This is a genomic window from Shinella sp. R2-11, assembly GCF_055330205.1.
Genome location: NZ_JBVAPC010000002.1, coordinates 352,174 through 375,947, shown reverse-complemented (window position 1 = coordinate 375,947; position 23,774 = coordinate 352,174). Strand labels below are relative to the sequence as shown.

Here is a 23,774-nt window from a genome sequence, read left to right as displayed (position 1 = left end):
AGGGCAGGGGCCTTCCGGCCCCTGCCTGCCGATTCGACGAGGACATGAGGGGACTGGACGGACCATGCTGATGCGATACCGGGAGCATTTTCGCATTTCTTCGGCGCGCGAAGGCGGTCCTGCCCCCGGCCTCGCGAGGGCGCCGTTGAGGGCCTTCATCGCGATCGCGCTTGCGACGGCCGCTTTCGTCCTTGCGGATACGGCGCCGGCAGCGGCGTCCTGCGAGGCGTTCAACGGCGTCGTCGACGCCTTCAACGCCGGTGACGAGCAGAAGGCGTTTGCCGCCGCCGAGACGGCGGGCACGGCCAATTGCAGCGCCAACGAGCGCACGCTCGTCGGCCGCGTCGCCGCGCTGACCGCCTTCAACCGCATCGCCGCCGATGTCGGCAATGGCGGCAAGCTCGCCGATCACCGGCTGGTGCTGGAGGAACTGAAGGAGAAATATGGCGGTCCCTGGCAGGTCTATGACGCGCTCGGCGACCTTGCCCGCGAGCGCAAGGATTACGAGGAGGCCGCGCGGCTCTACCAGATCGCGCTGGAGGACGGCTCCAACAAGACGCTGACGCCGGATTGGATGGCGCCCGACGAGGCGTACATCCTTCGCCTCGACCGGCTTGCCGGCGAAATGCGCCTTGCCGCCCCGCGCCCGGTCAAGCTCTCCATGCGCGGCGGCTGCAAGATCGCGTTCCGCGGGGTCACGATCAAGAAGAAGTCGACGCCGGTGCGCTACGTGTTCGGCACGGCGGACTTCACGCCGGAGGGCGTCGAGGCGGCGAAGGACCTCGCCGAGTGCCTGAAGGCCGTCAAGCCGGCCGCCATCAAGCTCATCGGCCACACCGATCCGGTCGGCACCGCCGAGGCCAACTACAAGCTCTCGCTGGCGCGCGCCGAAACGCTGAAGACTTACCTTTACGACGCCGGCTATGCCGGCACGATCACGACCGTCGGCAAGGGCGAGGACGAGCCCTTCAAGCCGGACGATGCCAGCGCCTATGACACGGAGACGCTGAACCAGTTGAACCGCCGGGTCGAGGTGGATCTCGAATGAGGGCGCTGCTGCCGCGCCTCCTGGCGCTTTCCCTCGCCGCGGCCTTTCCGGGCGCCGCCCTCGCGGCGCAGACCTACGGACTCGTCGTCGGCGTCGACCAGTATCCGAACGATGTCAGCCTCGACGGCGCGGTGCGCGACGCGGAGGACGTCTACCGCTCGATGAGCGCCGCGGGCTTCAAGGTCGTGAAATTCACCAATGCCGAGGCGCGCAAGGATGATATCCGCAAGGCCTGGACGGATATGGTGGCCGAGGCGGCGGCGGGCGACACGATCATCTTCACCTATGCCGGCCACGGCGCGCAGATGCCGGAACTCATCGCGGGCGACGAGGCGGACGGGCTCGACGAATTCCTCCAGCTTCCGGGCTTCGACCGCAACCGCTACGAGGAGACCTCCAGGGAGATCATCGTCGACAACGAGATGAATGCCTGGTTCGCGGAGGCGGAGGGCAAGGGCGTGCATGTGCTCTTCGTCTCCGACAGCTGCTTTTCCGGAGGCATGAGCCGATCCATCAAGGGCAAGTCGCGCCTTGCGCCCGCCGTGAAGGTCAAGCTCGCCGCGCCCTCGCAGGAGGCGATCGATGGCGCCAATCTCAAAGAAATCGATTTCAAGCAGGTGACGGTGCTCGCCGCATCGCTGGAGAGCCAGCCGACGCCGGAAGTCATCATCGACGGCGAACCGCGCGGCGCGCTGAGCTGGAGCTTCGCCCGCGCGGTGGAGGGCAGTGCCGACCGCAATGGCGACGGCATCATCACCCGCATCGAACTGGAGGACTACGTCTTCTCGAATGTGAAGAACCGCTCGGAAGCGCTGCAGGTGCCGAATTTCACGCCGCAGGTGGCGCGCTCGGAGAGCGAGGTCGTCGTACGCCTCACGCGCGGCCTTCCCGGCAATGGCGAGGTCGCCGGCGACAATGCGACGCCGCACGCCTTCAAGCCGGCGCGAGAGCTCGGTTGGACCGGCAAGATCGCCCTTGAGATCGACGGCGATGCCGAAAAGCCGGAGAATACGGACGGCGCGGGCACCCCCTTCCGCTGGGATGTCGCCAATGGCGTCTTCTATACGCCGAACGGCGATGTCGCCGCGGAAAATATCGGTCCGGACCGCATCCAGGCGGTGGTCGACAAATTCGTGCTGCTCGATTTCCTGAAGGCCCTGGCCAGCCAGAATCCCGGATCCGTCTCCCTGAGGCCGACGCGGGATATCTATGCCGCCGGTGATCGCCTGCGCTTCGACGCCCCGCCCGGGCGCTATCCCAACATGCTGGTCTTCAACCTTGCCAATACGGGCGAGGTGCAGTTCCTCGACATGCAGGCGGCGGGAACGGCGAGTTCCGAGTTCAAGCTGACCGATGTCGAGGTGGTCAAGCCCTTCGGCGCCGACCATCTCATCACGATCTGGACCGCCGAGCCGGTGGACGCCATCGGCGCGGTGCTCGCCGACCGCAACGTGACCGCCGCCGCTTTGCTCCAGGCCCTGATGACGCGCCTCGACGGCAAGGAGGCGAGCGTCGCCATCCAACCCCTCTATACGCGGGAAGCGCTCTGATGATCCGGTATGCCGCAGCCCTTCTGCTTTCGCTCGGTCTTGGCTCCATGGCCTCCGCCGCCGACCGGGCGCTGATCGTCGGCATCGGCACCTATGCCAACCTGCCGGAAAAGATGTTCCTCGAAGGGCCGAAGAACGACGCGCCGCTGATCGAGACGCTGCTGAAGGAAAAGCTCGGCTATCCGGCCGATTCGATCCGCGTACTGCGGGACCAGGATGCCACCCGGGCCGCGATCCTCGCCAGCATCGACGACTGGCTGGTCAACGGCACGCAGCCGGGGGACCGGGTCTATTTCTACTTTTCGGGCCACGGCCTGCAGGTGAAGGACGTGAGCGGCGACGAGGAGGACGGGCTCGACGAGGCGCTTTCCACCTATGACATTGCCGCCGGTGACGGCGACTGGACCAATGTGATTCTCGACGACGAGATCGATGCGATGCTGGCGAAGCTCAAGGATCGCGCCGTCACCATCGTCATCGATGCCTGCCACTCCGGTACCATCTCCCGCTCGCTCTCGACGGAGGTCGCCGAGGCGATGGAAAGCGCGCGCTTCCTGCCGCGCCCCCATGCAAAGCCAGGCGAGGCGGTGAAGACGCGCGGCCTGCGCATCGATGTCGCCGTGGTCGACAAGCCGGAGATCGCCAGGCAGAACGGCGTGGAGGCGTGGAGCGCCGCCTCGTCCTATCAGGTGGCCTGGGACGATACGCGCCTGCCGCCGGAGGAGCGGCACGGCGTCTTCACGCTCTCCTATGTCAACGGCCACGAGACCGCCGCCGCCGACAGCAATGGCAACGGCATCGTCTCCAATGCCGAATTGCTGGAATACGTGAAGAAGCAGTCGCAGTCCTATTGTGCCGCGCAGTCGGAGTGCCAGGGCCTCGATCCGCAGTTGGAAGTGAACTACGCGCTGCTCGGCGCCAGCGCCGTCGCGCCGGCAGATGCCGGCGGGCAGGCGCAGCAGGCAGGCGGCGAGACCGCGCAGCAGCCGACGCCCGATTACGGCAAGGTCGAGGAGGTCAAGGTCGAGAACACCCAGCAGACGGCCTATGTCGCCGCCGACCCGGTCGAGGCCGTCGGCGATATCCTCGGCAAGGCCGAGACCGGCGACGTCAAGGTGGCGCTCTCCTCGGACTATCTGAAGACCGGCGACGCCTTCCGCATCACGGTGACGAGCGCCACGAGCGGGCATCTTATCCTCTACGACGTCGACAAGGACGGCAAGGCGACGCAGATATTCCCCAACGAGGCGGCCCGCAAGATCACGCCGCTGACCGCCAACATGCCGCTCACCATTCCAGACGACTATTACGGCTTCGATTTCGAGGCCGACGGGCCGAGCGAAAACGTCCTCGTCGCCATCGTCATCGCCGACGACGTCGACCTTACCAGGGTCGCCCCGAACGACTATGGCCTGACGAAGGAACTCGACGCCCGCACCACCATCGCCGATATAGCGGGCACGCTGAAGCAGACCTGGACGCGTGATGCGGAGAACCGCAGCGTGAACTGGTCGCTGGGACTGCTGAAATATGCGGTTCACTGAGCGCTGCCGCTACCGCATTCCAGCGGCCTGCCGCTTTGCCAAACGGCAGTTGCAAAAGCTGTTTTCGGTGCATTTTCCGGGTTGACCCGGCAGAACCTCCTGCATATGTTCCGCGCACTTCCGCGGGGCGTATGCCCCACGCTCGGGAGCGCGTAGCTCAGCCGGTAGAGCAACTGACTTTTAATCAGTAGGTCCAGGGTTCGAATCCCTGCGCGCTCACCACAGAATTCAAGGGGTTAGGGTCATTCCTAACCCCTTTCTCATGCGCCATGCGGCTCCCATTCAATCCCTTGGTTTTCCGGCGTTTCCGGTTCTTTCCGTTGTCTTCCATGGCGCATAAACGACGCACAAAAAGGCCCGCCGTCCATTGCTGGAAAGCGGGCTTGTCGGCTTACGGGAACGCCTGCAAGCATTGGCTACGGTTATGTACCCATCATCTTATGCATTTCGTCTTGATTCACTGTCAGCGCGACCATAAGGGGATTGGCGGCTCGCTTAAACCTTCTCAGGATTGATTGCTATGTTTGGAATGCTTGAGGAAATTTTCGGCGAACTTTATTGGAACACAACGGATTGGCTTCCATGGCTCACTGCGCAGATCGTCTTTAGCGCATTGGTCGGAGGTGTAATCCAGTGGTGGTTTAAGAGGGAAGGACTATGGGTCTTTCTTATCGTTTTAGCCACATCGCTTTTACTCAACGCGATGCGCCTGCCGCCAAAGGCGATATCCGATGCGCAGATCGCTCAGATGAACGAGAAATTTCCGCAGGACTTTGGTGGGATTTCTATCGACTCCGTGTCGTTCGCTCACCGTTTTCTTACCTTCAACGCGACCTCTCCCGACGCACTCGACGGCATTGAAGCGCACATGGATATGGCTGAGCAATGTAAGCTATACGGTACGTTGTTGCTATCAAGGCGCATAAAGCGGGTACAATATGTGGTCTCTTGGCCAAACGGCGGAACAACAATCGTTATAACCGACAATAACTGCCGCTCGAAATCTTAATCCCATCCTCACATAGGCGACTGGTCTAGCGCATGCCCTGCCGGTCGGGGCTGCACTGGCCGCACCCGCCGGCCTCGGGCGGTGCTTGCTGTTGGGCTATGCCTCGTCGGTAGATCAGTTGCACATAGGCGGGCGCGGGGCAGACGTTAAGCCGAGCTTGCCCCGCGCCGCATTCCTGCCAGGCCCGACCCTTGCCGGTGCGTCCGTCAAATTTTCCGGCCGGCTTTCATCGCAAGCGAGCGCCGCGCGGGCGGGTTATGCCGCAGCCGCAGCCAGCTTCGCCGCATCAGCCACGATCTTGGCGGCGCGCTTGGCAATATCATCGGCGAAGACTTCCAATGTCGCATCGGCGAAGGCTTTTTCGGCGGCCGGTGAGAAGGCCGCCAGATCGGCCTCCGACGCGCCGGGCTTGCCTTTGATCACCGCGAGGTATTTTGCGGCATATGCCGCCGTTTCCCGCATCGACCGATCAAACTCGATGAGCCTGCTGCCGTATGCTTGGATAGGACCTCAGCAAGGGCGGTGGTCCGATCCTCATATCCGCTTTGCTCCTTCCTGACGTTGCGCCTCGCGCACGACATATCGCCGCGTTCTCCAAAAGGTGATTGGCAGGAGTGGGGTGCGGCGGCTATCAGAGGCCGAACGGAGATGCGGGCGGGCCGGTTGAGGCCTGGAGCCGCTTTCTCCGGCCGTCGCGGAGTAGCCCCTTGTCGATTGCCGATATTTCCCTTCTGAGCGCACTTCTTGCCGGGGCGCTGTCCTTCCTGTCGCCCTGCGTGCTGCCGCTCGTGCCGCCCTATCTTTGCTATATGGCGGGCATTTCGGTGGACCAGTTCCGCGGCAGCGAGGCGGTGGCGGTGCGGCGCGATACGCGGGGTGCGGTGCTGCTGGCGGCCTTCTTCTTCACGCTGGGCTTTGCGACGGTGTTCGTCGCGCTCGGCGCCGGGGCCTCGACGATCGGCATGGTGCTGCGCAAGCATCTCGACGTGCTCGCCCAGATCGGCGGCGTCATCATCATCCTGATGGGCCTGCATTTCCTCGGCGTGCTGCGCATCGGGCTCTTTGCCCGCGAGGCGCGCTTCCAGGGCGGCGGCAAGCCGGCGACCGCCTCCGGCGCCTATATCATGGGCCTTGCCTTCGCCTTCGGATGGACGCCCTGCATCGGTCCGGTGCTGGGGGCGATCCTCGGAATCGCCGCGGCGCGCGAGACCGTCGGCGACGGCGCGGCGTTGCTGGCCGTCTATTCGCTCGGCCTTGCCATTCCGTTCTGGATCGCGGCGGGCTTTTCAGGCGCCTTCATGCGCTTTCTCGTGCGCTTCCGCCGCCATCTCGGCACGGTGGAGAAGGTCATGGGCGGGCTGCTGGTCCTCACCGGTCTTGCCTTCATCTTCGGCTACGTCAGCGCCGTTGCGATCTGGTTCCAGCAAACGTTTCCCATTCTCTCGCAAATCGGCTAGTCGGAAACATCATCCTCGGCAAGCGGAAGCAGACCTTAGCCCATGGCGGATATCATCGGACTGGTCCTGCCGTTCTTCGGCATGATTCTCCTCGGCTACGTGGTCGCGAAGATCACGAAGCAGCCGGTTGAGGCACTCGGCTGGCTCAATACCTTCATCATCTACATCGCGCTGCCGGCCCTGTTCTTCAAGCTGGTGGCAAAGACGCCGATCGAGCAGCTGACCCGTGTCGATTTCATCGTCGCCGATGTCGGGGCGACCTATCTTGTCTTCTGCCTGATCTTCGCCATGGGGCTGTGGCTGCGCCGCGCGAGTGTCGGCGAGGCGACGATGCAGGGGCTTGCGGCGGCCTACGGCAATATCGGCTATATGGGGCCGGGCCTTGCGCTGCTCGCCTTCGGCGAGCCGGCGGCGGTGCCCGTGGCGCTCGTCTTCTGCTTCGAGAACATGCTGCATTTCATGGTGGCGCCCGCGCTGATGGCGCTTGCCGGCGGCGAGAAACGGCCGGCCCATCAGGTCGTCGGCGGCATCCTCCACAAGATCGTCACGCATCCGTTCATCATCGCGACGGCGGCCGGCTTTGCCGCCGCCTTTGCCGGTTTCGAGCCGCCGCAATCCCTGCAGCGGCTGATCGACTACCTGGCGCAGGCGGCCGCGCCCTGTGCGCTCTTCGCCATGGGCGTCACGCTGGCGCTGCGACCCTTGAAGCGCGTGCCGGTGGAGATCGGCTATATCGTGCCGGCCAAGCTCGTGCTCCTGCCGGTCATCATGTATCTGGTGCTCGGCCTTGCCGGCAATTTCGATCCGGTCTGGGTCTATACGGCCGTGCTGCTCGCGGCGCTGCCGACGGCGACGAATGTCTTCGTCATCGGCCAGCAATATGGCGTGTGGCAGGAGAGGGCGTCGGCGACGATCCTCATCACGACGGTCCTTTCCGTCGCGACGGTGACGATCGTGCTCTACCTCATCAAGTCAGGCCTGCTTCCGGGCGACCCGTTCCCTTAGGCCCTCGCGAAAGGCCTTCAGCGAGCCGAGCGGTTCGATGCCCTCGCGCATGACGATGCTGCGCAGCGGCCCGAGGGCAGACAGCAGGTGCAGGCCGGCGGACCGCAGGAACTGCACGGGCAGGAAATCGGAAAGCAGCGAGCGGTTGAGGAGATCGACGCTGAGCGTGCGCGAGCGGATGTCGGCCTGGCGCCGGCGGTCGAAGCGCTCGCCGAGCGTGTTCGCCGGCTCGCTATCGGCGATCAGCTCCCTCAGCGCCATGATGTCGCGCAGGCTGAGATTGAGCCCCTGCGCGCCGATCGGCGGGAAGGCATGGGCGGCCTCGCCGAGCAGCACGAAGCGCCCCTTGCCGAAATGGTCGGCCGTCATGCCGGAGAGCGGGAAGCTCTGGGCGCCGGCTTCCACGGAGACCTTGCCGAGCATGGACTGCATGCGCTCTTCCACCGCCTGGCCGAGGTCGGAAACGGGCAGGTCCCGCAGCCGCGCCGCTTCCTTCGGCGGCAGGACCCAGACGAGGCTGGAGCGCCGGCCGGGCAGGGGGACCTGCGTGAACGGCCCGCTTTCCGTGTGGAATTCCGTCGAGACATTGCCGTGCGGCCGCTCATGCACAAAGTTCAGCACCAGCGCGGATTGCGGATAGGACCAGGCGCGCACGCCGATGCCGGCGCTGTCGCGGATGCGCGACTTCTTGCCATCCGCGCCGACGACCAATGAGGCGAGGACACGCTCGCCATCGTCCAGCACCAGCTCCACGCCGTTCTCGAAGCTGTTGGCGGCCGTCACGCCGTTTTCCAGCCGCGCGATATTGCCCTGCGCCGCGATGCGCTCGTCCAGCACCTTGAGGAAGGGCGCATTGGGGATGTTGTAGCCGAACGCATCGAGCCCCACCTCGCCGGAGCGGAAGGCGACCGGCGGCGCGCGCAGGAGCCGCGTCGTGCCGTCGAGGATCTGCATGGTTTCAAGCGCGGCCGCGTGCGGGGCGATCGCATCCCAAAGCGCGAGCGTCTTCAGGAAGGCGATGGACTGGTCCATGAGCGCCGTCGTGCGGCCGTCGGCGACGCGGGTCGGCGGGGCGATCAGCACGACGGTGCGGCCCGAATCGGAAAGCGCGAGGGCTGCGAGGCTGCCGGCAAGGCCCGCGCCGACGATCGCGATATCGAATTGTCTCATGACCGACCTCCGAGATGGGAAACGTTTCCCACAGATTTGCGATGCTTGTAGCGGGCAAGAGTAGGGCCGCAAAGAGGCAATTTCCATGGGATGAATCCGCGCAGGGCTGGATACGCACCGGCGGGCCGCGGATTTTCACTGGCGATGGCCGGCAATCAATGCATATTACGGCAAGACACGAAGAGGGCGCGTTCGGCGGATCGCGGCCGAGAAAAAGCCCCAAGGGATGGACGGCGAACCGCAATGAAGTTCTTCAACTACAAGCGCGTGCCCTACGCGGAAATCCGCGCCTTTTCCGTCCATATCCTGACGGCGTCCGGCTCGTTCCTCGCCTTTCTCGGCGTCGTGGCCGCGGCCGAGCACCGTTTCGTCGACATGTTCTGGTGGCTCGGCCTTGCGCTTCTCGTCGACGGCATCGACGGGCCCATCGCGCGCAAGGTGCGTGTCAAGGAAGTGCTGCCGAACTGGTCCGGCGATACGCTGGACAATGTCATCGACTACGTGACCTATGTGCTGCTGCCGGCCTTCGCGCTCTACCAGAGCGGCATGATCGGCGAGCCGTGGTCCTTCGTCGCGGCCGGCGCCATCGTGGTGTCGAGCGCCATCTACTATGCCGACATGGGCATGAAGACGGACGAGTATTTCTTCTCGGGCTTCCCGGTCGTGTGGAACATGGTGGTCTTCACGCTCTTCGTCATCCAGGCGAGCGAGGTGACGGCGTCCGTCGTCGTCTTCGTTTCCGTCTTCCTCACCTTCATGCCGATCAATTTCCTGCATCCGGTGCGCGTCCAGCGGCTGCGGCCGCTCAATCTGGCGATCTTCTTCCTCTGGTCGTTCCTTGGCATCTATGCGCTGCTCCTGCATTTCGCGTCGCCGGCCTGGGTTGTCTGGGGCGTGGTCGGCACCGGTCTCTATCTCTATGTCATCGGCGGCGTGCTGCAGGTCTTTCCCAGCCTCGGCCGGCGCTAGAACCCGGAGGAGCATGACATGACCAAGGCGATCGTCGTTCGCAGTCTCGGCGGGCCGGACGTCCTGAAACTCGAAGACGTGCCGCTCGGCCCGCCGGGCCCGGCCGAGGTGCAGATCCGGCAGGCGGCCATCGGCCTCAACTTCATCGACGTCTATTTCCGCACCGGCCTCTACAAGGCCGATCTGCCGTTCATTCCCGGCAAGGAAGGGGCGGGAACGGTGACGGCAGTCGGCGAAGGCGTGTCGGATTTTGCCGTCGGCGACCGCGTCGCCTATGCTTCGGCGGACGGCGCCTACGCGGCCGAGCGCAATGTCGCGACGAAGCATTTGGTGAAGGTGCCGGAGGGCATTTCCCTGGAAACTGCCGCCGCCATGATGCTAAAGGGCATGACGGCGCAGTATCTGTTACTCCAGACTTACCCTGTGAAGCCCGGCAGCGTGATCCTGTTCCACGCGGCGGCGGGCGGCGTCGGCCTCATCGCCGGCCAGTGGGCAAAGGCGCTCGGTGCGACGGTGATCGGCACGGCCGGTTTGCAGGCGAAGATCGATCTTGCGCTGGCGCACGGCTACGACCATGTCATCGACTACGGCAGGGAGGATTTTGCCGCCCGCGTGCGGGAGCTGACCGATGGGGCAGGCGTCGATGTCGTCTACGATTCCGTCGGCAAGGACACGTTCCCGAAATCGCTGGACTGTCTCAAGCCGCGCGGCCTCTTCGTCAGCTTCGGCAATTCCTCCGGCCCGGTCGATGCATTCAATATGGGGCTTCTCGCCCAGAAGGGCTCGCTCTTCGCCACCCGCCCGACGCTCTTCCATTACATCGCGACGCGCGCGGCGCTCGATGCATGTGCAAATTCGCTCTTTGATGTTGTGCGCAGCAACAAAGTGCGTATCAATATTCATCAGACTTATTCGCTGGCGGACGCGGGACGCGCCCACACGGATCTGGAATCAAGAAAAACGAGTGGAACGACATTGCTCATTCCCTGAAAACGACCCGAAGGGGCGCTGGGAACGGGATTGCAGGAAAGAGGGGCATAGTGTCAGCCGTTGGAGCTTCTGGGGGCCGTCCGTTGTTGGCTGTCCGCAGCCTGACAAAGCTATTCGGTTCGTTTGCCGCCTGTAACGGCATCGACCTCGATATCCAGCCCGGCGAGATCCATGCCCTTCTGGGCGAGAACGGCGCCGGCAAGTCCACCCTGGTCAAGATGCTGTTCGGCGTCCTGGCGCCGACCAGCGGCGAGATCCTGTGGAAGGGCGAATCCGTTCGCATTCCAAGCCCCGGCGCGGCCCGCCGCCTCGGCATCGGCATGGTCTTTCAGCATTTCTCGCTGTTCGAGGCGCTGACGGTCGCCGAGAATATCGCGCTCTCGCTGAGCCCCGGCATCTCGCTCTCGAAGGTGGCCGAGGAGGCCTCGCGCCTTTCCCATCTCTATGGCCTGCCGCTCGATCCGAAGGCCCATGTCGCCGACCTTTCCGTCGGCGAGCGCCAGCGCATCGAGATCGTGCGCGCGCTGCTGCAGAACCCGGAACTCATCATCCTCGACGAGCCGACCTCGGTGCTGACGCCACAGGAGGCCGACCGCCTGTTCGAAACGCTCGCCAAGCTGAAGGCGGAAGGCCGTTCGGTCCTCTATATCAGCCACCGGCTGGAGGAGGTGCAACGCATCTGTGACCGCGCCACCGTTCTTCGCCACGGCAAGGTCACCGGCGCCTGCGATCCGCGCAAGGAGACGCCCGCTTCGCTCGCCCGCATGATGGTGGGGAGCGATGTCGCCTCCGTCAGCGCGGCGGGAACGAATACCAAGGGCGACGTATTGCTCGAGGCAAGGCACCTCAGCGTTCCGGCGCGCACGCCCTTCGCCGTCGCGCTGAAGAACGTCTGTCTCAAGGTGCGGGGCGGCGAGGTGCTGGCCATCGCGGGCGTCGCCGGCAACGGGCAGGGCGAGCTTTTCGATGCGCTCTCCGGCGAATATCCGGTCGCCGATGCGTCGGCCGTCTCGGTCCGCGGCAGGGCCGTCGGCAATCTCGGCATCACCGCCCGCCGCCTGATGGGCGCGGGCTTCGTGCCCGAGGAGCGCCATGGCCATGCCGCCGTGCCGGGCCTGCCGCTTTCCGATAACCTCGTTCTGGCGCGCAACCAGTCGGATCGCAGGACGTTCCTTTCCGGCGGCGTCCTCGGTATCATCCGCCGCGCCGTCGTGCACATCGCCTCGCGGCGCATTTCCGAGACGATGGACGTGCGCAAGAGCGGCGAGGACCCGGCCGCCGGCTCGCTTTCCGGCGGCAACCTGCAGAAATACATCGTCGGCCGCGAACTCGACCGCCAGCCGGCCGTGCTGATCGTCAACCAGCCGACCTGGGGCGTCGATGCCGGGGCGGCAAGCCGTATCCGGCAGGCGCTCGTGGACCTTGCGAAATCGGGCTCGGCGGTGCTGGTGATCAGCCAGGACCTTGACGAGATCTTCGAGGTGGCGACGGAGATCGCCGTCATCAGCGAGGGGCGGCTGTCCGATGCCTATCCGGCCCGCGAGCTGACGCGCGAGAAGATCGGCCTCCTGATGGGCGGCATGTACGGCAAGACCGAAGGCGAGGAGGCGGCTCATGCGCATTGAACTCGAAAAGCGCGCCAATCCCTCGACATTCTATTCCATCCTCTCGCCCTTCCTGGCGCTTGGCCTCACGGTCATTGCCGGCGGCATCATGTTCGCACTGCTCGGCAAGAGCCCGGGATCGGCGCTCTACAGCTTCTTCATCGAGCCGCTGCTCGACGTCTGGTCGCTGCACGAGATCGCCATCAAGGCCGCGCCGCTGATCCTGATCGGCGTCGGCCTTTCCGTCTGCTACCGCTCGAACAACTGGAACATCGGCGCCGAGGGGCAGTTCATCGCCGGGGCGATTGCCGGCTCCATCGTGCCGGTCGTCTTCCACGACTGGCATTCCCCGCTCGTCCTGCCGCTGATGCTGATCTTCGGCATGATCGGCGGCGCGCTCTATGCCGCCGTGCCCGCCTTCCTCAAGGCGCATATGAACACCAACGAGATCCTGACAAGCCTGATGCTGGTCTATATCGCCCAGCTCTTCCTCGACTGGCTCGTGCGCGGCCCCTGGCGCAGCCCCGATGCCTACAACTTCCCGGTGACGCGCGATTTCGCGCCGGAGGCGATCCTTCCCGAGCTCGTTTCCTCGGGGCGGGCCAATCTCGGCTTCGCCTTCGCCATCATCGCCGCCGTCGCGCTCTGGGTCATGATGCGCTACACGCTGAAGGGCTTCGAGATCACCGTGCTCGGCCAGTCGGAGCGGGCAGGGCGCTTTGCCGGCTTCTCCTCCAAGCGCATGATCTGGTTCTCCATGCTGCTCTCCGGCGCGCTCGCCGGCCTTGCCGGCATTTCCGAGGTCAGCGGCACCATCGGCAAACTGCAGCCGATCATCTCGCCCGGCTACGGCTTCACGGCGATCATTGTCGCCTTCCTCGGGCGCCTCAATCCGCTCGGCATCATCGCAGCGGGCCTGTTCCTGGCGCTCACCTATGTCGGCGGCGAGGCGGTGCAACTGACGCTCACCGTCTCCGACAAGGTCACGCGCGTCTTCCAGGGGCTGCTGCTCTTCTTCGTGCTCTCCTGCGATACGCTCATCCAGTACAAGATCCGGCTGGTCTTCTCCCGCCTTACCCGTGGAAACGAGGGAGCGCTCTGATGGGCATGATCGAGGCCATCCTCCTGACCGTGATCACCGCGGCGACTCCGCTGGTGCTCGCCTCCATCGGCGAGCTCGTCACTGAGCGCACCGGCGTGCTCAATCTCGGCGTCGAGGGCATGATGGTGATGGGGGCGGCCATCGCCTTCGCCGCCACCCAGGTCACCGGCTCGCCCTATATCGGCATTCTCGCCGGCATTGCCGGCGGGGCGCTGTTCTCGCTGCTCTTCGGCTTCCTGACGCTGACGCTCGTCGCCAACCAGGTGGCGACCGGCCTTGCGCTCACCATCCTCGGCCTCGGCGTTTCCGGCCAGATCGGCGAGCCCTATGTCGGCATGTCGGGCGCCAAGCTTGAGCCGATCGCGATCCCGCTGCTCGCCGACATTCCCTTCATCGGCCCTCTGCTCTTCCGGCAGGACATCATCTTCTACCTGTCGATCGCCATCGTCGTCGGCGTCAACTGGTTCCTGTTCAAAAGCCGCGCGGGCCTGAAGGTCCGGGCGATCGGCGATAACCATGCCTCCGCCCATGCGCTCGGCATCCATGTCATCCGCACGCGCTACCTCGCCGTGATGTTCGGCGGCGCCTGCGCGGGTCTTGCCGGCGCGCAGCTCTCGCTGGTCTATACGCCGCAATGGGTGGAGAACATGTCGGCCGGGCGCGGCTGGATCGCGCTAGCACTGGTCGTCTTCGCCTCGTGGAGGCCCTGGCGCGTGCTGCTCGGCGGCTATCTCTTCGGCGCGGTCTCGATCAGCCAGCTGCATGCGCAGGCCTTCGGCCTCGGCATTCCGTCGCAGTTCCTGTCGGCTCTTCCCTATGCCGCCACTGTTATCGTACTAATCCTGATATCGCACAACCGGCGCATGACGCTGATCAACACGCCGGCCTCGCTCGGCAAGCCGTTCGTGCCGGATCGGTGACGAGAACAAGAAGACGGGAAACAACCACTCCAACCTCAGAGGATAAAATGAAGAAAATCATTCTCGCTCTCGCAACGTCGGCCGCCGTTCTCGGCTTCGCCGTCGCCGCCAGCGCCCAGGACAAGACGAAGATCTGCTTCATCTATGTCGGCTCCAAGACGGACGGCGGCTATTCGGAAGGCCACGACCGCGGTCGCCAGGAACTCGAGAAAGAGATGGGTGACAAGATCGAGACCGCCTTCCTCGAAAACGTGCCGGAAGGCCCGGATGCCGAACGCGCCGTCGAGCGCATGGCGCGCTCGGGCTGCGCGCTCGTCTTCACCACGTCCTTCGGCTTCATGGACGCGACGATCAAGGTCGCGCAGAAGTTCCCGGACGTGAAGTTCGAGCACGCGACCGGCTTCAAGAGCGCGGAAAACGTCGGCACCTACAATGCCCGCTTCTATGAAGGCCGCTACATCCAGGGCGTGATCGCCGCCAAGATGTCCAAGAAGGGCGTCGCCGGCTACATCGCCTCCTTCCCGATCCCGGAAGTCGTGATGGGCATCAACGCCTTCATGCTCGGCGCGCAGTCTGTCAATCCGGACTTCAAGGTCAAGGTCGTCTGGGCCAATACCTGGGCCGACCCGGGCAAGGAAGCCGATGCCGCCAAGGCGCTGGCCGACCAGGGCGTCGACATCCTGACGCAGCACACCGACTCCACTGCGCCGATGCAGGTCGCCGCCGAACGCGGCATCCACGCCTTCGGCCAGGCCTCCGACATGATCTCGGCCGGCCCGAACACCCAGCTCACCGCCATCGTCGACACCTGGGGCGCCTATTATGTCAAGCGCACCAAGGCCGTTCTCGACGGCACCTGGAAGTCCGAGCAGATCTGGGACGGCCTGAAGGACGGCATCCTCACCATGGCGCCCTACACCAACATGCCGGACGACGTGAAGAAGGCCGCCGAAGAGGTCGAGGCGAAGATCCGCTCCGGCGAGCTGCACCCCTTCACCGGCCCGGTCAAGAAGCAGGACGGCTCCGACTGGCTGGCCGCCGGCCAGGTTTCGGACGACGGCACGCTGCTCGGCATGAACTTCTACGTCGCCGGCGTCGACGACAAGCTGCCGCAGTAAGCGGCAAAGCACCGACCAAGGAAGGCGCCCCTTGCGGGCGCCTTTTCCGTTTCTGCCCGGGAAAGTCCTATCTCCTTGTTTGTGCGTAATTCCGCGCCGAAACCGCTTCGCACTTTTGCTGGAATTGCTCTATACCTGCCGGATGGTTCCGCGGAAGAAGGGGTTCTTCGGAACGGAGGAGGGGAAGGTTCTTGCGCAAGGGTTTGCTTGAAACGGTCATCAGCGGGATGAACACGCGCACCAGTCATGCGCAGGTGGTCAACGAGCTGGGCCGGGGCATCATCGCGGGCGAATACCCCGTCGGGGCGACGCTGCCGGGCGATGCCGAGCTTGCCGCCCGCTTCAAGGTTTCGCGCACGGTGCTGCGCGAGGCGATGAAGACGCTGGCCGCCAAGGGCCTCGTCGTGCCGCGCGCGCGCATCGGCACGCGCGTGACGCCGAACACGCAATGGAACCTTTTCGACAGCGACATCCTCACCTGGTACTTCGCCGTGGGCATCAACGAGGACTTCCTGCTGCACCTTTCGGAAGTGCGCCTCGCCTTCGAGCCGCATGCCGCCGCGCTTGCCGCCCGCCATGCCACGGAGGCCGATATCAGCCAGATGATGCGGCTCGCCGTTGCCATGGGCGATTCGGAGCATACCGCCGAGACGCTCGCGATGGCCGATCTGAAATTCCACCTCTCGGTTCTGGAAGCCTCGCGCAATCCGTTCCTGCGCACCGTGGGCAGCCTGATCGAGGCCGCGCTCGTCGGCGCCTTCAAGCTCAGCTCCCCCGCCGCCGACCGCGGCAAGAGGGGGGATGTGGCGGCAACGCATATCCGCATCGTCGAGGAGATCGACCGACGGGACGAGGAGGGCGCGCGCCGGGCGATGGAGAATGTCATCCGGGTCGGCCGCGAGCGCGTCGTCCAGGCGCTGCGCGAAGGGCAGCAGTCAGACCGGTAGCGGCGTGGCGAGATCGAGCTCGCCCTGCGCATCGGCCTCGCCTCGCGGACGGTAGGTATTGTCTTCCGCCAGCAGTTGCTCGGCCATGGCGCCGGCAAGCTCGTCCTTGGCGATCACGATATGGTTGGCGCCGAACTGGCGCAGATGGTCGGCCTCGGCCTGCGAGGTCGCGCGGGCGACGATGGCGATGGCGCCGTTGGACGAGCGGGCCTGCTCGATCAGCGTGGCGGCCGCAAAGGCATCGGGGATCGCCGTCACGAGCCAGCGCGCGCCGGCGATATTCGCCTGCGCCAGCACGCCGCGATTGCCGGCGGGCTCGCCGATGGCCTCGATGCCGGCTTCCCGCAACGCTTCGGCGACGCCCGCGCGCTCCTCGATGACCAGCAGCGGAATACCGGCCGCCCGCAACTGCTCGACGATCCGCTTGCCGACGCGGCCGTAGCCGACCACCACGGCATGATCGGTGAGCGTCGTCGGCTCGGGCGCATCCTCCGCGACCGCGATCTCCTCGGCCGGCGGCGCCGCTTCCGCGCCCTCCACGGTTTCCGCATCGAGCCTGGCGCCATAGCGGTCGACGGCCATGAAGAGCAGGGGATTGACGAGAATGGAGAACAGCGCGCCCGCGACGACGAGATCCTGTGCGACGGGCGGCAGCAGCTTGAGCCCGACGCCGAGCACGACCAATATGAAGGAGAATTCGCCGATCTGCGCAAGGCTCGCCGCGATAGTGAGCGCGATGGTGCGCGGATAGCCGAAGGCCTTGACGATCAGGTAGGCGGCCGCCGACTTGATGAAGATGATCGTGACGACGGTGGCAAGGATCGCCAGCGGCCGTTCCAGAAGGTTCACCGGATCGAACAGCATGCCGACCGATACGAAGAAGAGAACGGCGAAGGCGTCGCGCAGTGGCAGGGTTTCGCGCGCCGCCTGCTGGCTGAGCTGTGATTCGGCGAGAACCATGCCTGCGAAGAACGCGCCGAGCGCGAAGGAAACGCCGAAGAGCTTGGCCGAACCGTAAGCAACGCCCAACGCTATGGCGAGCACCGACAGCCGGAAGAGCTCCCGCGAGCCGGTATGGGCGACATAATGCAGGACGAGCGGAATGACCTTTCGCCCGACGACGAGCATCAGCGCGATGAAGGCGGAAACCTTGACGGCCGTGACGCCGACCGCCGTCCAGACGGCGCCGATGCCAAGCGCGCGCGTCAGCTCGGGATCGACATCGGCGGTCTGCGCCATGCCGCCGAGAACGCCGGCAAGCGGCGGCAGCAGGACCAGCGTCAGCACCATCACGAGGTCCTCGACGATGAGCCAGCCGACCGCGATACGTCCCTTTTCCGTCTCCACCATCCGGCGCTCCTGCAGGGCGCGCAGCAGCACCACGGTGCTGGCGACGGAGAGCGACAGGCCGAAGACGAAGCCGCTTCCGGCCGGCCAGCCCATGGCAAGGCCGAGGAGAAGACCGAAGAAGGTGGCGACGACGATCTGCCCGATGGCACCCGGTATCGCGATGGCGCGGACCGACAGCAGGTCCTTGAGGGAAAAATGCAGGCCCACGCCGAACATCAACAGGATGACGCCGATTTCGGCCAGTTCATTCGCAAGATGCTGGTCGGCGACGAAGCCCGGCGTGAACGGTCCGATGCAAACGCCGGCAAGAAGATAGCCGGCGATCGGCGGGAGGCGAAAACGATGCGCGACAAGGCCCGCCACGAAGGCGAGACAGATACCGGCGACCAGGGTCGCGATGAGCGGTGTCGCGTGAGGCAAGCGCGTCTTTCCCGATTGCTTGAGAATTCAAGAGGATAGGGTAAGTCGCTCGCCTCGCATGCGCAAGACGGAATCGGTTCAGTCGTCGTTGCTGGCGTTGAGGTCTTCCGGGCGCTTGCCTTCGTCGGGGGCGTGGCCGGCAACCTGGGCGGCTCCCATCGCCTGGTAGAGATTGAAAAGCGCTTCGCTGGCGCGCGCCGCAAGGCGGAACCATTCGCTGTTGCCGGCAATCGCCGGGTGCTGGAGCAACTGGTCGTCGACGAGGTCGAGCACGATGGAGGTCGTGTGCACCGCCTCATGGAAGCCGAAGGAGCCGGAGGCGTAATGCGCCATCAGCTCGGGCGGCGTCATCGCGCGTTCTTCCGCAAGGATGTCGAGCTGTTTCATGCGCTCGTCCTCAAGTTCGATATCGGTGCTTTCCAGCATGGTCGCCTCCGTTGCCTCTACCGCATCAGAAGTAATCGAGTCGCACGCGGCGGTGAATCAAAAGAAGCGAGCGGTCGGGCTGAATGCGGTAGGTTTCGAAAACCTGCCGGCCCGGGCCGTCGTAGAACTGATGCTCGAACGTGCTGCCGATGGGCGCCTTCGTCAGCTTCGTGCGCGGCTGGTGGCCGCCATAGGTGATGCTTCCGGGAATGGGCTCGATGCCGGGGCCATCCACCGCGGTGCAGGCGGCAAGGGCAAGAGCGGCCAGAAGGGGCAGGGCGATACGGAACATGAAAGGGTCCTCCGCGCGCATTCTAGCAGATCGCGCGCCATGCGAAACGGGCGGCCGAAGCCGCCCGTCGATATCCTCAGCCCTGCGGCGTCAGCGTTACCGAAGTCCCGGTTGCCGCGAGGTTGAGACCGATCTGACCGCTGACGCTGATCGTCTGCAGGTGGATCGAGCCGGAAGTGCCGCCGATGAGCACGTTGGTGCCGATACCGACGCCGACCGTCGCTTCTGCCGTCGCGCCCTGGTAGAGGCCGCCGAGCGAGCCCTGGTGGTAGCCGGCCGTCGGGGCGAAGACGGCCCAGACGATGCGGCCCTGCGTGGTGAAGCCGAGGTCCACGCCCATCTTGCGAATGACGCCGCTATAGGTGTCGTGCTCGCCGTTGGTCGCCTTGAACACGCAATCGACGCTCTTGGCCGAGCCCAGCACGTAGCCGACACCGCCGCCGACATCGCAGGTCAGCATGCCGATCTTCACCCCGTCGCGCGCGCCGCGGTCGACATAGGCGGGGGCTTCCTCGCGAATGACCATGTCCGCCGCGCCGGCCGTCGTTGCGAAAGCCTGCGCAAGGGTCAGCGCCAGGGCAGTTCCAAGCTTCTTGTTCATCTGTGCACTCCTTCTAACTGGCACGATAATGGCGAATCCGGTGCATTGGTTCCCGGTCGCCCGTCATCTCATGGCGAAGATCGTGGCGGAGTGTGGGCACGCGCAGGTCCGCCAACAGCAACTTAAGCGCCAGCGGCTTTTCGGTTACACCTGGTTTATCGTCGGCAGGTGGGAGATCACCTCGTTGCGGCTGTGCTCGTCGAGGGGCGCGATGCGTTCGTTCCAGAATGCCTCGGCCGCCCGGCTTTCATGCTCCCATTTGCGGGTGCTGAGAAGATTGTCGTCGATCTTGGCGAGACGCCCGCCGCCAAGGCGAAGATATTCAGCGGCAAGCTTTGCGGTGGGTGTCTGTTCCATGGCCGGCCTCCTCCTACGTGTAGGCGAAACCGGCAGGCCGCCCGATTGTTCCGGGCAACAAAAAAGGCCGGGGCGAAAACGCACCGACCTTCCTCATCATCACCTGTTCACCCGTGCCAGTACATCCGTGGTCAAAAGCATCAGGCGATGGCGGCAATTGCGAGCGGCAGAAACGTTCCAGCGCTCATCAGCAATGCCGTTGACGGGGATATAGGAGGCCAATGTGTCGAAAACAAGGGCTGTCCGGCAAAAGCGGAAATTCTTCTGCCGGGCTTTACGCTAACCGTAGCTGAGCTTCATTTCGCGGTCATGGACGGGCCGATCCGCGCGGACCTCGATCAGGTTGCCGGTCGCCTTCGCCTCGTACATCGCCCTGTCGGCATTATCGAGCAGGGCGCTGAAACCCATATCGTGCGCGGCCTGCGCTATGCCGATGGCCGCGCCGACCTGAACGGGCTGGCCATCGATCTGGATCATATCCGCTATCCGTGCCGCAAGGCCGAGGTAGCGCGCGAGCGTGATCGGTCGACCGGCGCTGAACGAGGAAACGACGGCAAATTCGTCGCCGCCCAGCCGGGCGACGAAATCGCCATCGGCGCTCCATTCGAGTATCCGCCGGGCGACTTCCTTCAACACACGGTCGCCGACGGAATGGCCGAACCTGTCGTTCACCTGCTTGAAGCGGTTCAGGTCTATATAAGCGAGCGACAGGCGGCGCTCGTCGGAAGTCGCCGCAAGGGCTTCGACAAGATGGGCCTCGAAGGAGGCCCGGTTGTGAAGCCCCGTCATCGCGTCGGTTCGGGCGGCATGGAGGATTGCGTTCTCCAGCGCCTTGCGCTCCGAATTGTCGATCACGATCTCGATGTCCAGACTTTCGCCGGAAATCCTTCGGCGCTGTGCGGTGATCAGCGTCGGGAAGATCTGCCCGTCGCTTCTCAGCATCTCCACTTCCGTGAGATCGTAGAAGCCCCGCGTTTCGAGGAGATGCATCCGCTCCAGCCTGGCGGGATGGTCTATCGGGTAGGGAAGATCGATGGCGAGCGGCTTTTCCGCCAGTTCCTCCCAGGAACGGCCGACGAGCCGCAGATATGCCGGATTGACCTTGATGTAGCGGGAGTTGAAGTCGGTCGTGGATATCGAGAACGGGACAGGGGAAACGTCGAACAGGTCGCGCAATGCCGAGTTGAGAACGTCTTCGGAAATCATGGGCCCCCTAAGCACGGCGCGCTGCCGTCCTCCCTGTCGCATGGCGCAAACGATAGGGGCGCTCGCCTTAAGATTCGTTGAATCCCGGCACCTTGCCAAGGCAACCTCACGGTGCAGGCTTCCGGCGGCCTTCGTCATCTTCGCCGGGTCGCCCGGGCAGACGTAGCGGAGCAAGTTGACGCGCCAAGCAAAGCTGCTAAAAGGCCGCATCGCTCGAGGGGCGGCAATGCCTTTCATCAACGGAAGAGTGGCCGAGCGGTTTAAGGCACCGGTCTTGAAAACCGGCGTAGGCGAGAGTCTACCGTGGGTTCGAATCCCACCTCTTCCGCCATCCCTCCATTCTCATCAGGATCAGCGGGCGCGGTCCGTCATTTCGGGCGGGATCAGGGATCCGTCGTCCTGCCGTGCGATCGGCTGTTCCGTTTCGATGAGGAGCACGCTGATGACGAGGGCCGCGAGGGCGCCGAGGAGGAAGAGGAAGAGCAGGCCTGACTTGTCCATGACCCGACTGTAACGCGCAATGCGATGAAAAATGGGCCGCAGGCGCATGCGATGCCGGATTTTGCGAGGCAGTGCGAAATCCGGCGTCTCGGCAATGTCTTAGGCGGCTGCCTTCTTCTTCCGCAGGGAAAGGAAGGTCAGCACTCCGGCGGCAAGGCCGTAGAGGCCCCATTTGAACGGCAGGAGATCGGCCGTCTCGCTGCGGATCGGCAGGACGGTGACGGTACCGGGAGAGGATTCGTAGCCGGCCTTGCCTTCCGCCCTGGCGGCGGCGATCTGCTCGGGCGAGACGACCCATTCGGCACCTTTCCAGGTGTCATAGGCCATGATGCCGACACCGACGACGATGGCTGCAAGGGCGGAGGCGATCAGGTTTCTGGTATTCGACATCTTTGATTTTCCTGCTGATTTCGTCGGCCGCAAGATAGGCAGGGGGCCTGGAAGAGACAAGCGGCAGGCCGGGTTTGCCGGTGGACAAGCACTTCGGCCCGGGGCAGGGCTCACCCGCCGGAGGCCGGCATCGCGCCCGCCGTGCCGCGATGGCACAGGACGTAAAACGCAATATAACTTTTCCCGACTTGTTGCGGACGCATTGTGGCCCTAGAGTTTAACGGCACCAGAAAGCGATATTGCCGGCTGGGTGCCAAGCAAGGGGAGGCCGCAATGGACGTGCTTCGAGACCCCACGCATATCGGCATGTTTGAACCGCAGGACCTCGATATCCTGAAAGGCGTTTTCACCCGCCTGACCGCCTCGGGCAGCCTTCGCCTCGACGAGGCCAGGTCGCGCTCCCTGGCACGCTCGATCATCACGCTCTATCGTCACGGCGTGCGCGATCCCGATCGGCTTTTCGATGTTCTCCAGGTCGAGACGACCTGACGAAAAGCAAAGCCGGCGCTCGCCACGGCCGGCGGGCGCCTTAACCATGCATAAACCATAACTTATCAATCTTCGCGCCCGGCGCGGCGTTCATTCGCAATTTCGCCATCTTATTGGCATGATTAACACACTGTTATTTACTGAATGGCATTGACGGCCGACTTGCAGGGGCAAGGCAGTTGGCTGGCACACTGTCGGGGACAATAGCGGCGTGGGACATAATAACTTGAAGAAGAGTGCGAACCGTCTTGGCCAAAGCCTTCGGTTCATCGCAATTCCGCTGGTTTGCGCAGGCCTTGCCGCCTGTGCGACGACGGCTCAAGCTCCCAAGAAGAAGGTCCGCAGCAAGGAATTCTTCGCCGAATCCGAATATGGGGTGAAGGCCAGCCCCCGCGTCGTCGAGGATGGCCAACCCGTGCCGAAGGGCGGCGGGCGCTACCAGCTCGGCAAGGCCTATCAGGTCCGCGGCAAGTGGTACCAGCCGAAGGAAGAGATGGGCTATACCAAGACCGGCCTCGCCTCCTGGTACGGTTCGGCCTTCCACGGCCGCAAGACGGCGAACGGCGAGGTCTACGACCTCTACCATCTTTCCGCCGCCCATCCGACATTCCCGCTGCCGAGCTATGCCCGCGTCACCAATCTCGAAAACGGCACGTCGGTCATCGTGCGCGTCAACGACCGCGGCCCGTTCCATGAAAACCGCCTGATCGACGTCTCGTCCAAGACGGCCGACCTTCTCGACATGAAGCGCACCGGCACGGCCAAGGTGCGCGTGCAGTATGTCGGCAAGGCGCCGCTCGATGGCAACGACATGCCCTATCTCATGGCCTCCTACGTGCCGAAGGGATCGCGCATTCCGGCGGTCGATCCGGGCGGCCAGATCGCGACCGGCGTCATGGTGGCCTCGGCCGATAGGCGGGCGATGCCTTCGGCAGGCGAAGACACGTTCTCCATGCCGGAGCAGAGCGCGATGACGGCGCTCAACAAGACCGCGCCTGAAGCCCTTCCTTTCCAGGTCATGGATCAGGAATTCGCGCTCCTGCCCGAAATCGGCCCGGTGCCGATGGAGCGGCCGGACTTCGTTCCGCAGCTTTCCGGCGGCAGCTACGCCGCCGCCTATGCGGATGAGCGGGTGCGGGATGCCTCCGGCGCCTTCGACGCCATCCTCACGCTCGACGGCCAGCTGACGCCGCTTTCCGCGCTCGCCGACAACGCGGGTTGAGGATAGGGCGTGACGGGCGGCATGGCGCCTTCTTCCCGCAAAGCCGTTTGCGCAACGCGTCCGGCTGTGGGAGTGTGACGGCACCCG

The 23,774-nt window shown here is 64.5% G+C and carries 25 protein-coding genes and 2 tRNA genes; 17 read left to right on the top strand and 10 right to left on the bottom strand.

The features are described 5' to 3' along the window. Window positions 1-145: 145 nt before the first annotated feature. From ACZ1A1_RS06545 to ACZ1A1_RS06525, 5 genes are all read left to right on the top strand, one after another. A complete protein-coding gene (locus ACZ1A1_RS06545; protein WP_463619245.1) occupies window positions 146-1,048 on the top strand; it encodes an OmpA family protein in 903 nt (300 codons plus the stop codon). Next, window positions 1,045-2,598: a caspase family protein gene (locus ACZ1A1_RS06540; RefSeq protein WP_463619244.1), complete on the top strand. Its 1,554-nt coding sequence runs from the start codon at window positions 1,045-1,047 to the stop codon at window positions 2,596-2,598. The genes ACZ1A1_RS06545 and ACZ1A1_RS06540 overlap by 4 nt, the downstream gene beginning before the upstream one ends. Further along, window positions 2,598-4,142 (top strand): caspase family protein, encoded by a 1,545-nt coding sequence (locus ACZ1A1_RS06535; protein ID WP_463619243.1) that lies wholly within the window; start codon window positions 2,598-2,600, stop codon window positions 4,140-4,142. Before ACZ1A1_RS06540 ends, ACZ1A1_RS06535 begins: the two co-directional genes overlap by 1 nt. A gap of 146 nt (window positions 4,143-4,288) precedes the next feature. Next, window positions 4,289-4,364, top strand: a tRNA-Lys gene (locus ACZ1A1_RS06530). Window positions 4,365-4,662: 298 nt separating this feature from the next. Continuing rightward, the gene (locus tag ACZ1A1_RS06525; protein ID WP_463619242.1) at window positions 4,663-5,151 is read left to right on the top strand and encodes a hypothetical protein; all 489 of its coding nucleotides are present in this window, start codon (window positions 4,663-4,665) and stop codon (window positions 5,149-5,151) included. 255 nt (window positions 5,152-5,406) lie between these two features. On the opposite strand, the gene ACZ1A1_RS06520 is transcribed toward ACZ1A1_RS06525, so the two are convergent. Further along, window positions 5,407-5,613: a hypothetical protein gene (locus tag ACZ1A1_RS06520; protein ID WP_463619241.1), complete on the bottom strand. Its 207-nt coding sequence runs from the start codon at window positions 5,611-5,613 to the stop codon at window positions 5,407-5,409. 245 nt (window positions 5,614-5,858) lie between these two features. Here ACZ1A1_RS06520 and ACZ1A1_RS06515 point away from each other — a divergent pair, with 245 nt between their 5' ends. After that, a complete protein-coding gene (locus tag ACZ1A1_RS06515) occupies window positions 5,859-6,608 on the top strand; it encodes a cytochrome c biogenesis CcdA family protein (RefSeq protein WP_463619240.1) in 750 nt (249 codons plus the stop codon). A gap of 42 nt (window positions 6,609-6,650) precedes the next feature. After that, window positions 6,651-7,613, top strand: coding sequence for an AEC family transporter (locus ACZ1A1_RS06510; protein WP_415212804.1), 963 nt, complete (start codon window positions 6,651-6,653; stop codon window positions 7,611-7,613). Here ACZ1A1_RS06510 and ACZ1A1_RS06505 read toward each other — a convergent pair. After that, complete coding sequence (locus ACZ1A1_RS06505; protein WP_463619239.1) at window positions 7,581-8,783, bottom strand: UbiH/UbiF family hydroxylase; 1,203 nt, start codon at window positions 8,781-8,783, stop codon at window positions 7,581-7,583. The genes ACZ1A1_RS06510 and ACZ1A1_RS06505 overlap by 33 nt on opposite strands. Window positions 8,784-9,026: 243 nt before the next feature. Between ACZ1A1_RS06505 and pcsA the strand changes: the two genes are divergently transcribed. The 7 genes from pcsA (at window position 9,027) to ACZ1A1_RS06470 (ending at window position 16,433) form a co-directional block, all read left to right on the top strand. After that, window positions 9,027-9,752, top strand: a complete 726-nt coding sequence (gene pcsA / locus ACZ1A1_RS06500) for a phosphatidylcholine synthase (protein ID WP_119256317.1) — start codon at window positions 9,027-9,029, stop codon at window positions 9,750-9,752. 18 nt (window positions 9,753-9,770) lie between these two features. Next, window positions 9,771-10,742: a quinone oxidoreductase family protein gene (locus tag ACZ1A1_RS06495; protein WP_463619238.1), complete on the top strand. Its 972-nt coding sequence runs from the start codon at window positions 9,771-9,773 to the stop codon at window positions 10,740-10,742. 50 nt (window positions 10,743-10,792) lie between these two features. Further along, window positions 10,793-12,367, top strand: coding sequence for an ABC transporter ATP-binding protein (locus tag ACZ1A1_RS06490; protein ID WP_463619237.1), 1,575 nt, complete (start codon window positions 10,793-10,795; stop codon window positions 12,365-12,367). Further along, on the top strand, window positions 12,357-13,448 hold the full coding sequence (locus tag ACZ1A1_RS06485) for an ABC transporter permease (protein WP_463619236.1): 1,092 nt from the start codon (window positions 12,357-12,359) through the stop codon (window positions 13,446-13,448). Before ACZ1A1_RS06490 ends, ACZ1A1_RS06485 begins: the two co-directional genes overlap by 11 nt. Further along, window positions 13,448-14,368: an ABC transporter permease gene (locus tag ACZ1A1_RS06480; protein ID WP_463619235.1), complete on the top strand. Its 921-nt coding sequence runs from the start codon at window positions 13,448-13,450 to the stop codon at window positions 14,366-14,368. The genes ACZ1A1_RS06485 and ACZ1A1_RS06480 overlap by 1 nt, the downstream gene beginning before the upstream one ends. Window positions 14,369-14,415: 47 nt before the next feature. Beyond that, window positions 14,416-15,486 (top strand): BMP family ABC transporter substrate-binding protein, encoded by a 1,071-nt coding sequence (locus ACZ1A1_RS06475; protein ID WP_313194908.1) that lies wholly within the window; start codon window positions 14,416-14,418, stop codon window positions 15,484-15,486. A 227-nt stretch (window positions 15,487-15,713) separates the two neighbouring features. Continuing rightward, on the top strand, window positions 15,714-16,433 hold the full coding sequence (locus ACZ1A1_RS06470) for a FadR/GntR family transcriptional regulator (protein ID WP_313194996.1): 720 nt from the start codon (window positions 15,714-15,716) through the stop codon (window positions 16,431-16,433). Here the strand turns inward: ACZ1A1_RS06470 and ACZ1A1_RS06465 are convergent. From ACZ1A1_RS06465 to ACZ1A1_RS06440, 6 genes are all read right to left on the bottom strand, one after another. Further along, entirely contained in the window at window positions 16,422-18,203 is a 1,782-nt protein-coding gene (locus ACZ1A1_RS06465; protein WP_463619234.1) for a cation:proton antiporter domain-containing protein, read from the bottom strand. The two genes, ACZ1A1_RS06470 and ACZ1A1_RS06465, sit on opposite strands and share 12 nt — an antisense overlap. A 78-nt stretch (window positions 18,204-18,281) precedes the next feature. Further along, window positions 18,282-18,629, bottom strand: coding sequence for a hypothetical protein (locus ACZ1A1_RS06460; protein ID WP_313194910.1), 348 nt, complete (start codon window positions 18,627-18,629; stop codon window positions 18,282-18,284). A gap of 25 nt (window positions 18,630-18,654) precedes the next feature. Next, the gene (locus tag ACZ1A1_RS06455) at window positions 18,655-18,921 is read right to left on the bottom strand and encodes a hypothetical protein (protein ID WP_313194911.1); all 267 of its coding nucleotides are present in this window, start codon (window positions 18,919-18,921) and stop codon (window positions 18,655-18,657) included. Window positions 18,922-18,997: 76 nt separating this feature from the next. Then, on the bottom strand, window positions 18,998-19,522 hold the full coding sequence (locus tag ACZ1A1_RS06450; protein WP_313194912.1) for a DUF992 domain-containing protein: 525 nt from the start codon (window positions 19,520-19,522) through the stop codon (window positions 18,998-19,000). Window positions 19,523-19,666: 144 nt separating this feature from the next. Beyond that, window positions 19,667-19,879 (bottom strand): hypothetical protein, encoded by a 213-nt coding sequence (locus tag ACZ1A1_RS06445; protein ID WP_313194913.1) that lies wholly within the window; start codon window positions 19,877-19,879, stop codon window positions 19,667-19,669. Window positions 19,880-20,158: 279 nt separating this feature from the next. After that, window positions 20,159-21,085, bottom strand: coding sequence for a diguanylate cyclase domain-containing protein (locus ACZ1A1_RS06440; RefSeq protein WP_463619233.1), 927 nt, complete (start codon window positions 21,083-21,085; stop codon window positions 20,159-20,161). A gap of 241 nt (window positions 21,086-21,326) precedes the next feature. Here ACZ1A1_RS06440 and ACZ1A1_RS06435 point away from each other — a divergent pair. Beyond that, a tRNA-Ser gene (locus ACZ1A1_RS06435) sits at window positions 21,327-21,416 on the top strand. Window positions 21,417-21,436: 20 nt separating this feature from the next. On the opposite strand, the gene ACZ1A1_RS06430 is transcribed toward ACZ1A1_RS06435, so the two are convergent. Together ACZ1A1_RS06430 and ACZ1A1_RS06425 are read right to left on the bottom strand one after the other, a co-directional pair. Then, window positions 21,437-21,586, bottom strand: a complete 150-nt coding sequence (locus ACZ1A1_RS06430) for a hypothetical protein (RefSeq protein ID WP_463619232.1) — start codon at window positions 21,584-21,586, stop codon at window positions 21,437-21,439. A gap of 99 nt (window positions 21,587-21,685) precedes the next feature. After that, entirely contained in the window at window positions 21,686-21,976 is a 291-nt protein-coding gene (locus tag ACZ1A1_RS06425; protein ID WP_463619231.1) for a hypothetical protein, read from the bottom strand. A gap of 273 nt (window positions 21,977-22,249) precedes the next feature. Between ACZ1A1_RS06425 and ACZ1A1_RS06420 the strand changes: the two genes are divergently transcribed. Beyond that, a complete protein-coding gene (locus tag ACZ1A1_RS06420) occupies window positions 22,250-22,465 on the top strand; it encodes a hypothetical protein (protein WP_313194917.1) in 216 nt (71 codons plus the stop codon). A gap of 226 nt (window positions 22,466-22,691) precedes the next feature. Then, window positions 22,692-23,687, top strand: a complete 996-nt coding sequence (locus ACZ1A1_RS06415; protein ID WP_463619230.1) for a septal ring lytic transglycosylase RlpA family protein — start codon at window positions 22,692-22,694, stop codon at window positions 23,685-23,687. Window positions 23,688-23,774: the final 87 nt, after the last annotated feature.

Coding starts and splice junctions, on each gene's coding strand:
- ACZ1A1_RS06430 (WP_463619232.1), bottom strand. CDS start 21,586: ATGGACAAGTCAGGCCTGCTCTTCCTCTTCCTCCTCGGCGCCCTCGCG.
- ACZ1A1_RS06425 (WP_463619231.1), bottom strand. CDS start 21,976: ATGTCGAATACCAGAAACCTGATCGCCTCCGCCCTTGCAGCCATCGTC.
- ACZ1A1_RS06485 (WP_463619236.1), top strand. CDS start 12,357: ATGCGCATTGAACTCGAAAAGCGCGCCAATCCCTCGACATTCTATTCC.
- ACZ1A1_RS06540 (WP_463619244.1), top strand. CDS start 1,045: ATGAGGGCGCTGCTGCCGCGCCTCCTGGCGCTTTCCCTCGCCGCGGCC.
- ACZ1A1_RS06475 (WP_313194908.1), top strand. CDS start 14,416: ATGAAGAAAATCATTCTCGCTCTCGCAACGTCGGCCGCCGTTCTCGGC.
- ACZ1A1_RS06495 (WP_463619238.1), top strand. CDS start 9,771: ATGACCAAGGCGATCGTCGTTCGCAGTCTCGGCGGGCCGGACGTCCTG.
- ACZ1A1_RS06525 (WP_463619242.1), top strand. CDS start 4,663: ATGTTTGGAATGCTTGAGGAAATTTTCGGCGAACTTTATTGGAACACA.
- ACZ1A1_RS06455 (WP_313194911.1), bottom strand. CDS start 18,921: ATGTTCCGTATCGCCCTGCCCCTTCTGGCCGCTCTTGCCCTTGCCGCC.
- pcsA (WP_119256317.1), top strand. CDS start 9,027: ATGAAGTTCTTCAACTACAAGCGCGTGCCCTACGCGGAAATCCGCGCC.
- ACZ1A1_RS06535 (WP_463619243.1), top strand. CDS start 2,598: ATGATCCGGTATGCCGCAGCCCTTCTGCTTTCGCTCGGTCTTGGCTCC.
- ACZ1A1_RS06520 (WP_463619241.1), bottom strand. CDS start 5,613: ATGCGGGAAACGGCGGCATATGCCGCAAAATACCTCGCGGTGATCAAA.
- ACZ1A1_RS06505 (WP_463619239.1), bottom strand. CDS start 8,783: ATGAGACAATTCGATATCGCGATCGTCGGCGCGGGCCTTGCCGGCAGC.
- ACZ1A1_RS06480 (WP_463619235.1), top strand. CDS start 13,448: ATGGGCATGATCGAGGCCATCCTCCTGACCGTGATCACCGCGGCGACT.
- ACZ1A1_RS06450 (WP_313194912.1), bottom strand. CDS start 19,522: ATGAACAAGAAGCTTGGAACTGCCCTGGCGCTGACCCTTGCGCAGGCT.
- ACZ1A1_RS06440 (WP_463619233.1), bottom strand. CDS start 21,085: ATGATTTCCGAAGACGTTCTCAACTCGGCATTGCGCGACCTGTTCGAC.
- ACZ1A1_RS06510 (WP_415212804.1), top strand. CDS start 6,651: ATGGCGGATATCATCGGACTGGTCCTGCCGTTCTTCGGCATGATTCTC.
- ACZ1A1_RS06470 (WP_313194996.1), top strand. CDS start 15,714: ATGAACACGCGCACCAGTCATGCGCAGGTGGTCAACGAGCTGGGCCGG.
- ACZ1A1_RS06445 (WP_313194913.1), bottom strand. CDS start 19,879: ATGGAACAGACACCCACCGCAAAGCTTGCCGCTGAATATCTTCGCCTT.
- ACZ1A1_RS06460 (WP_313194910.1), bottom strand. CDS start 18,629: ATGCTGGAAAGCACCGATATCGAACTTGAGGACGAGCGCATGAAACAG.
- ACZ1A1_RS06420 (WP_313194917.1), top strand. CDS start 22,250: ATGGACGTGCTTCGAGACCCCACGCATATCGGCATGTTTGAACCGCAG.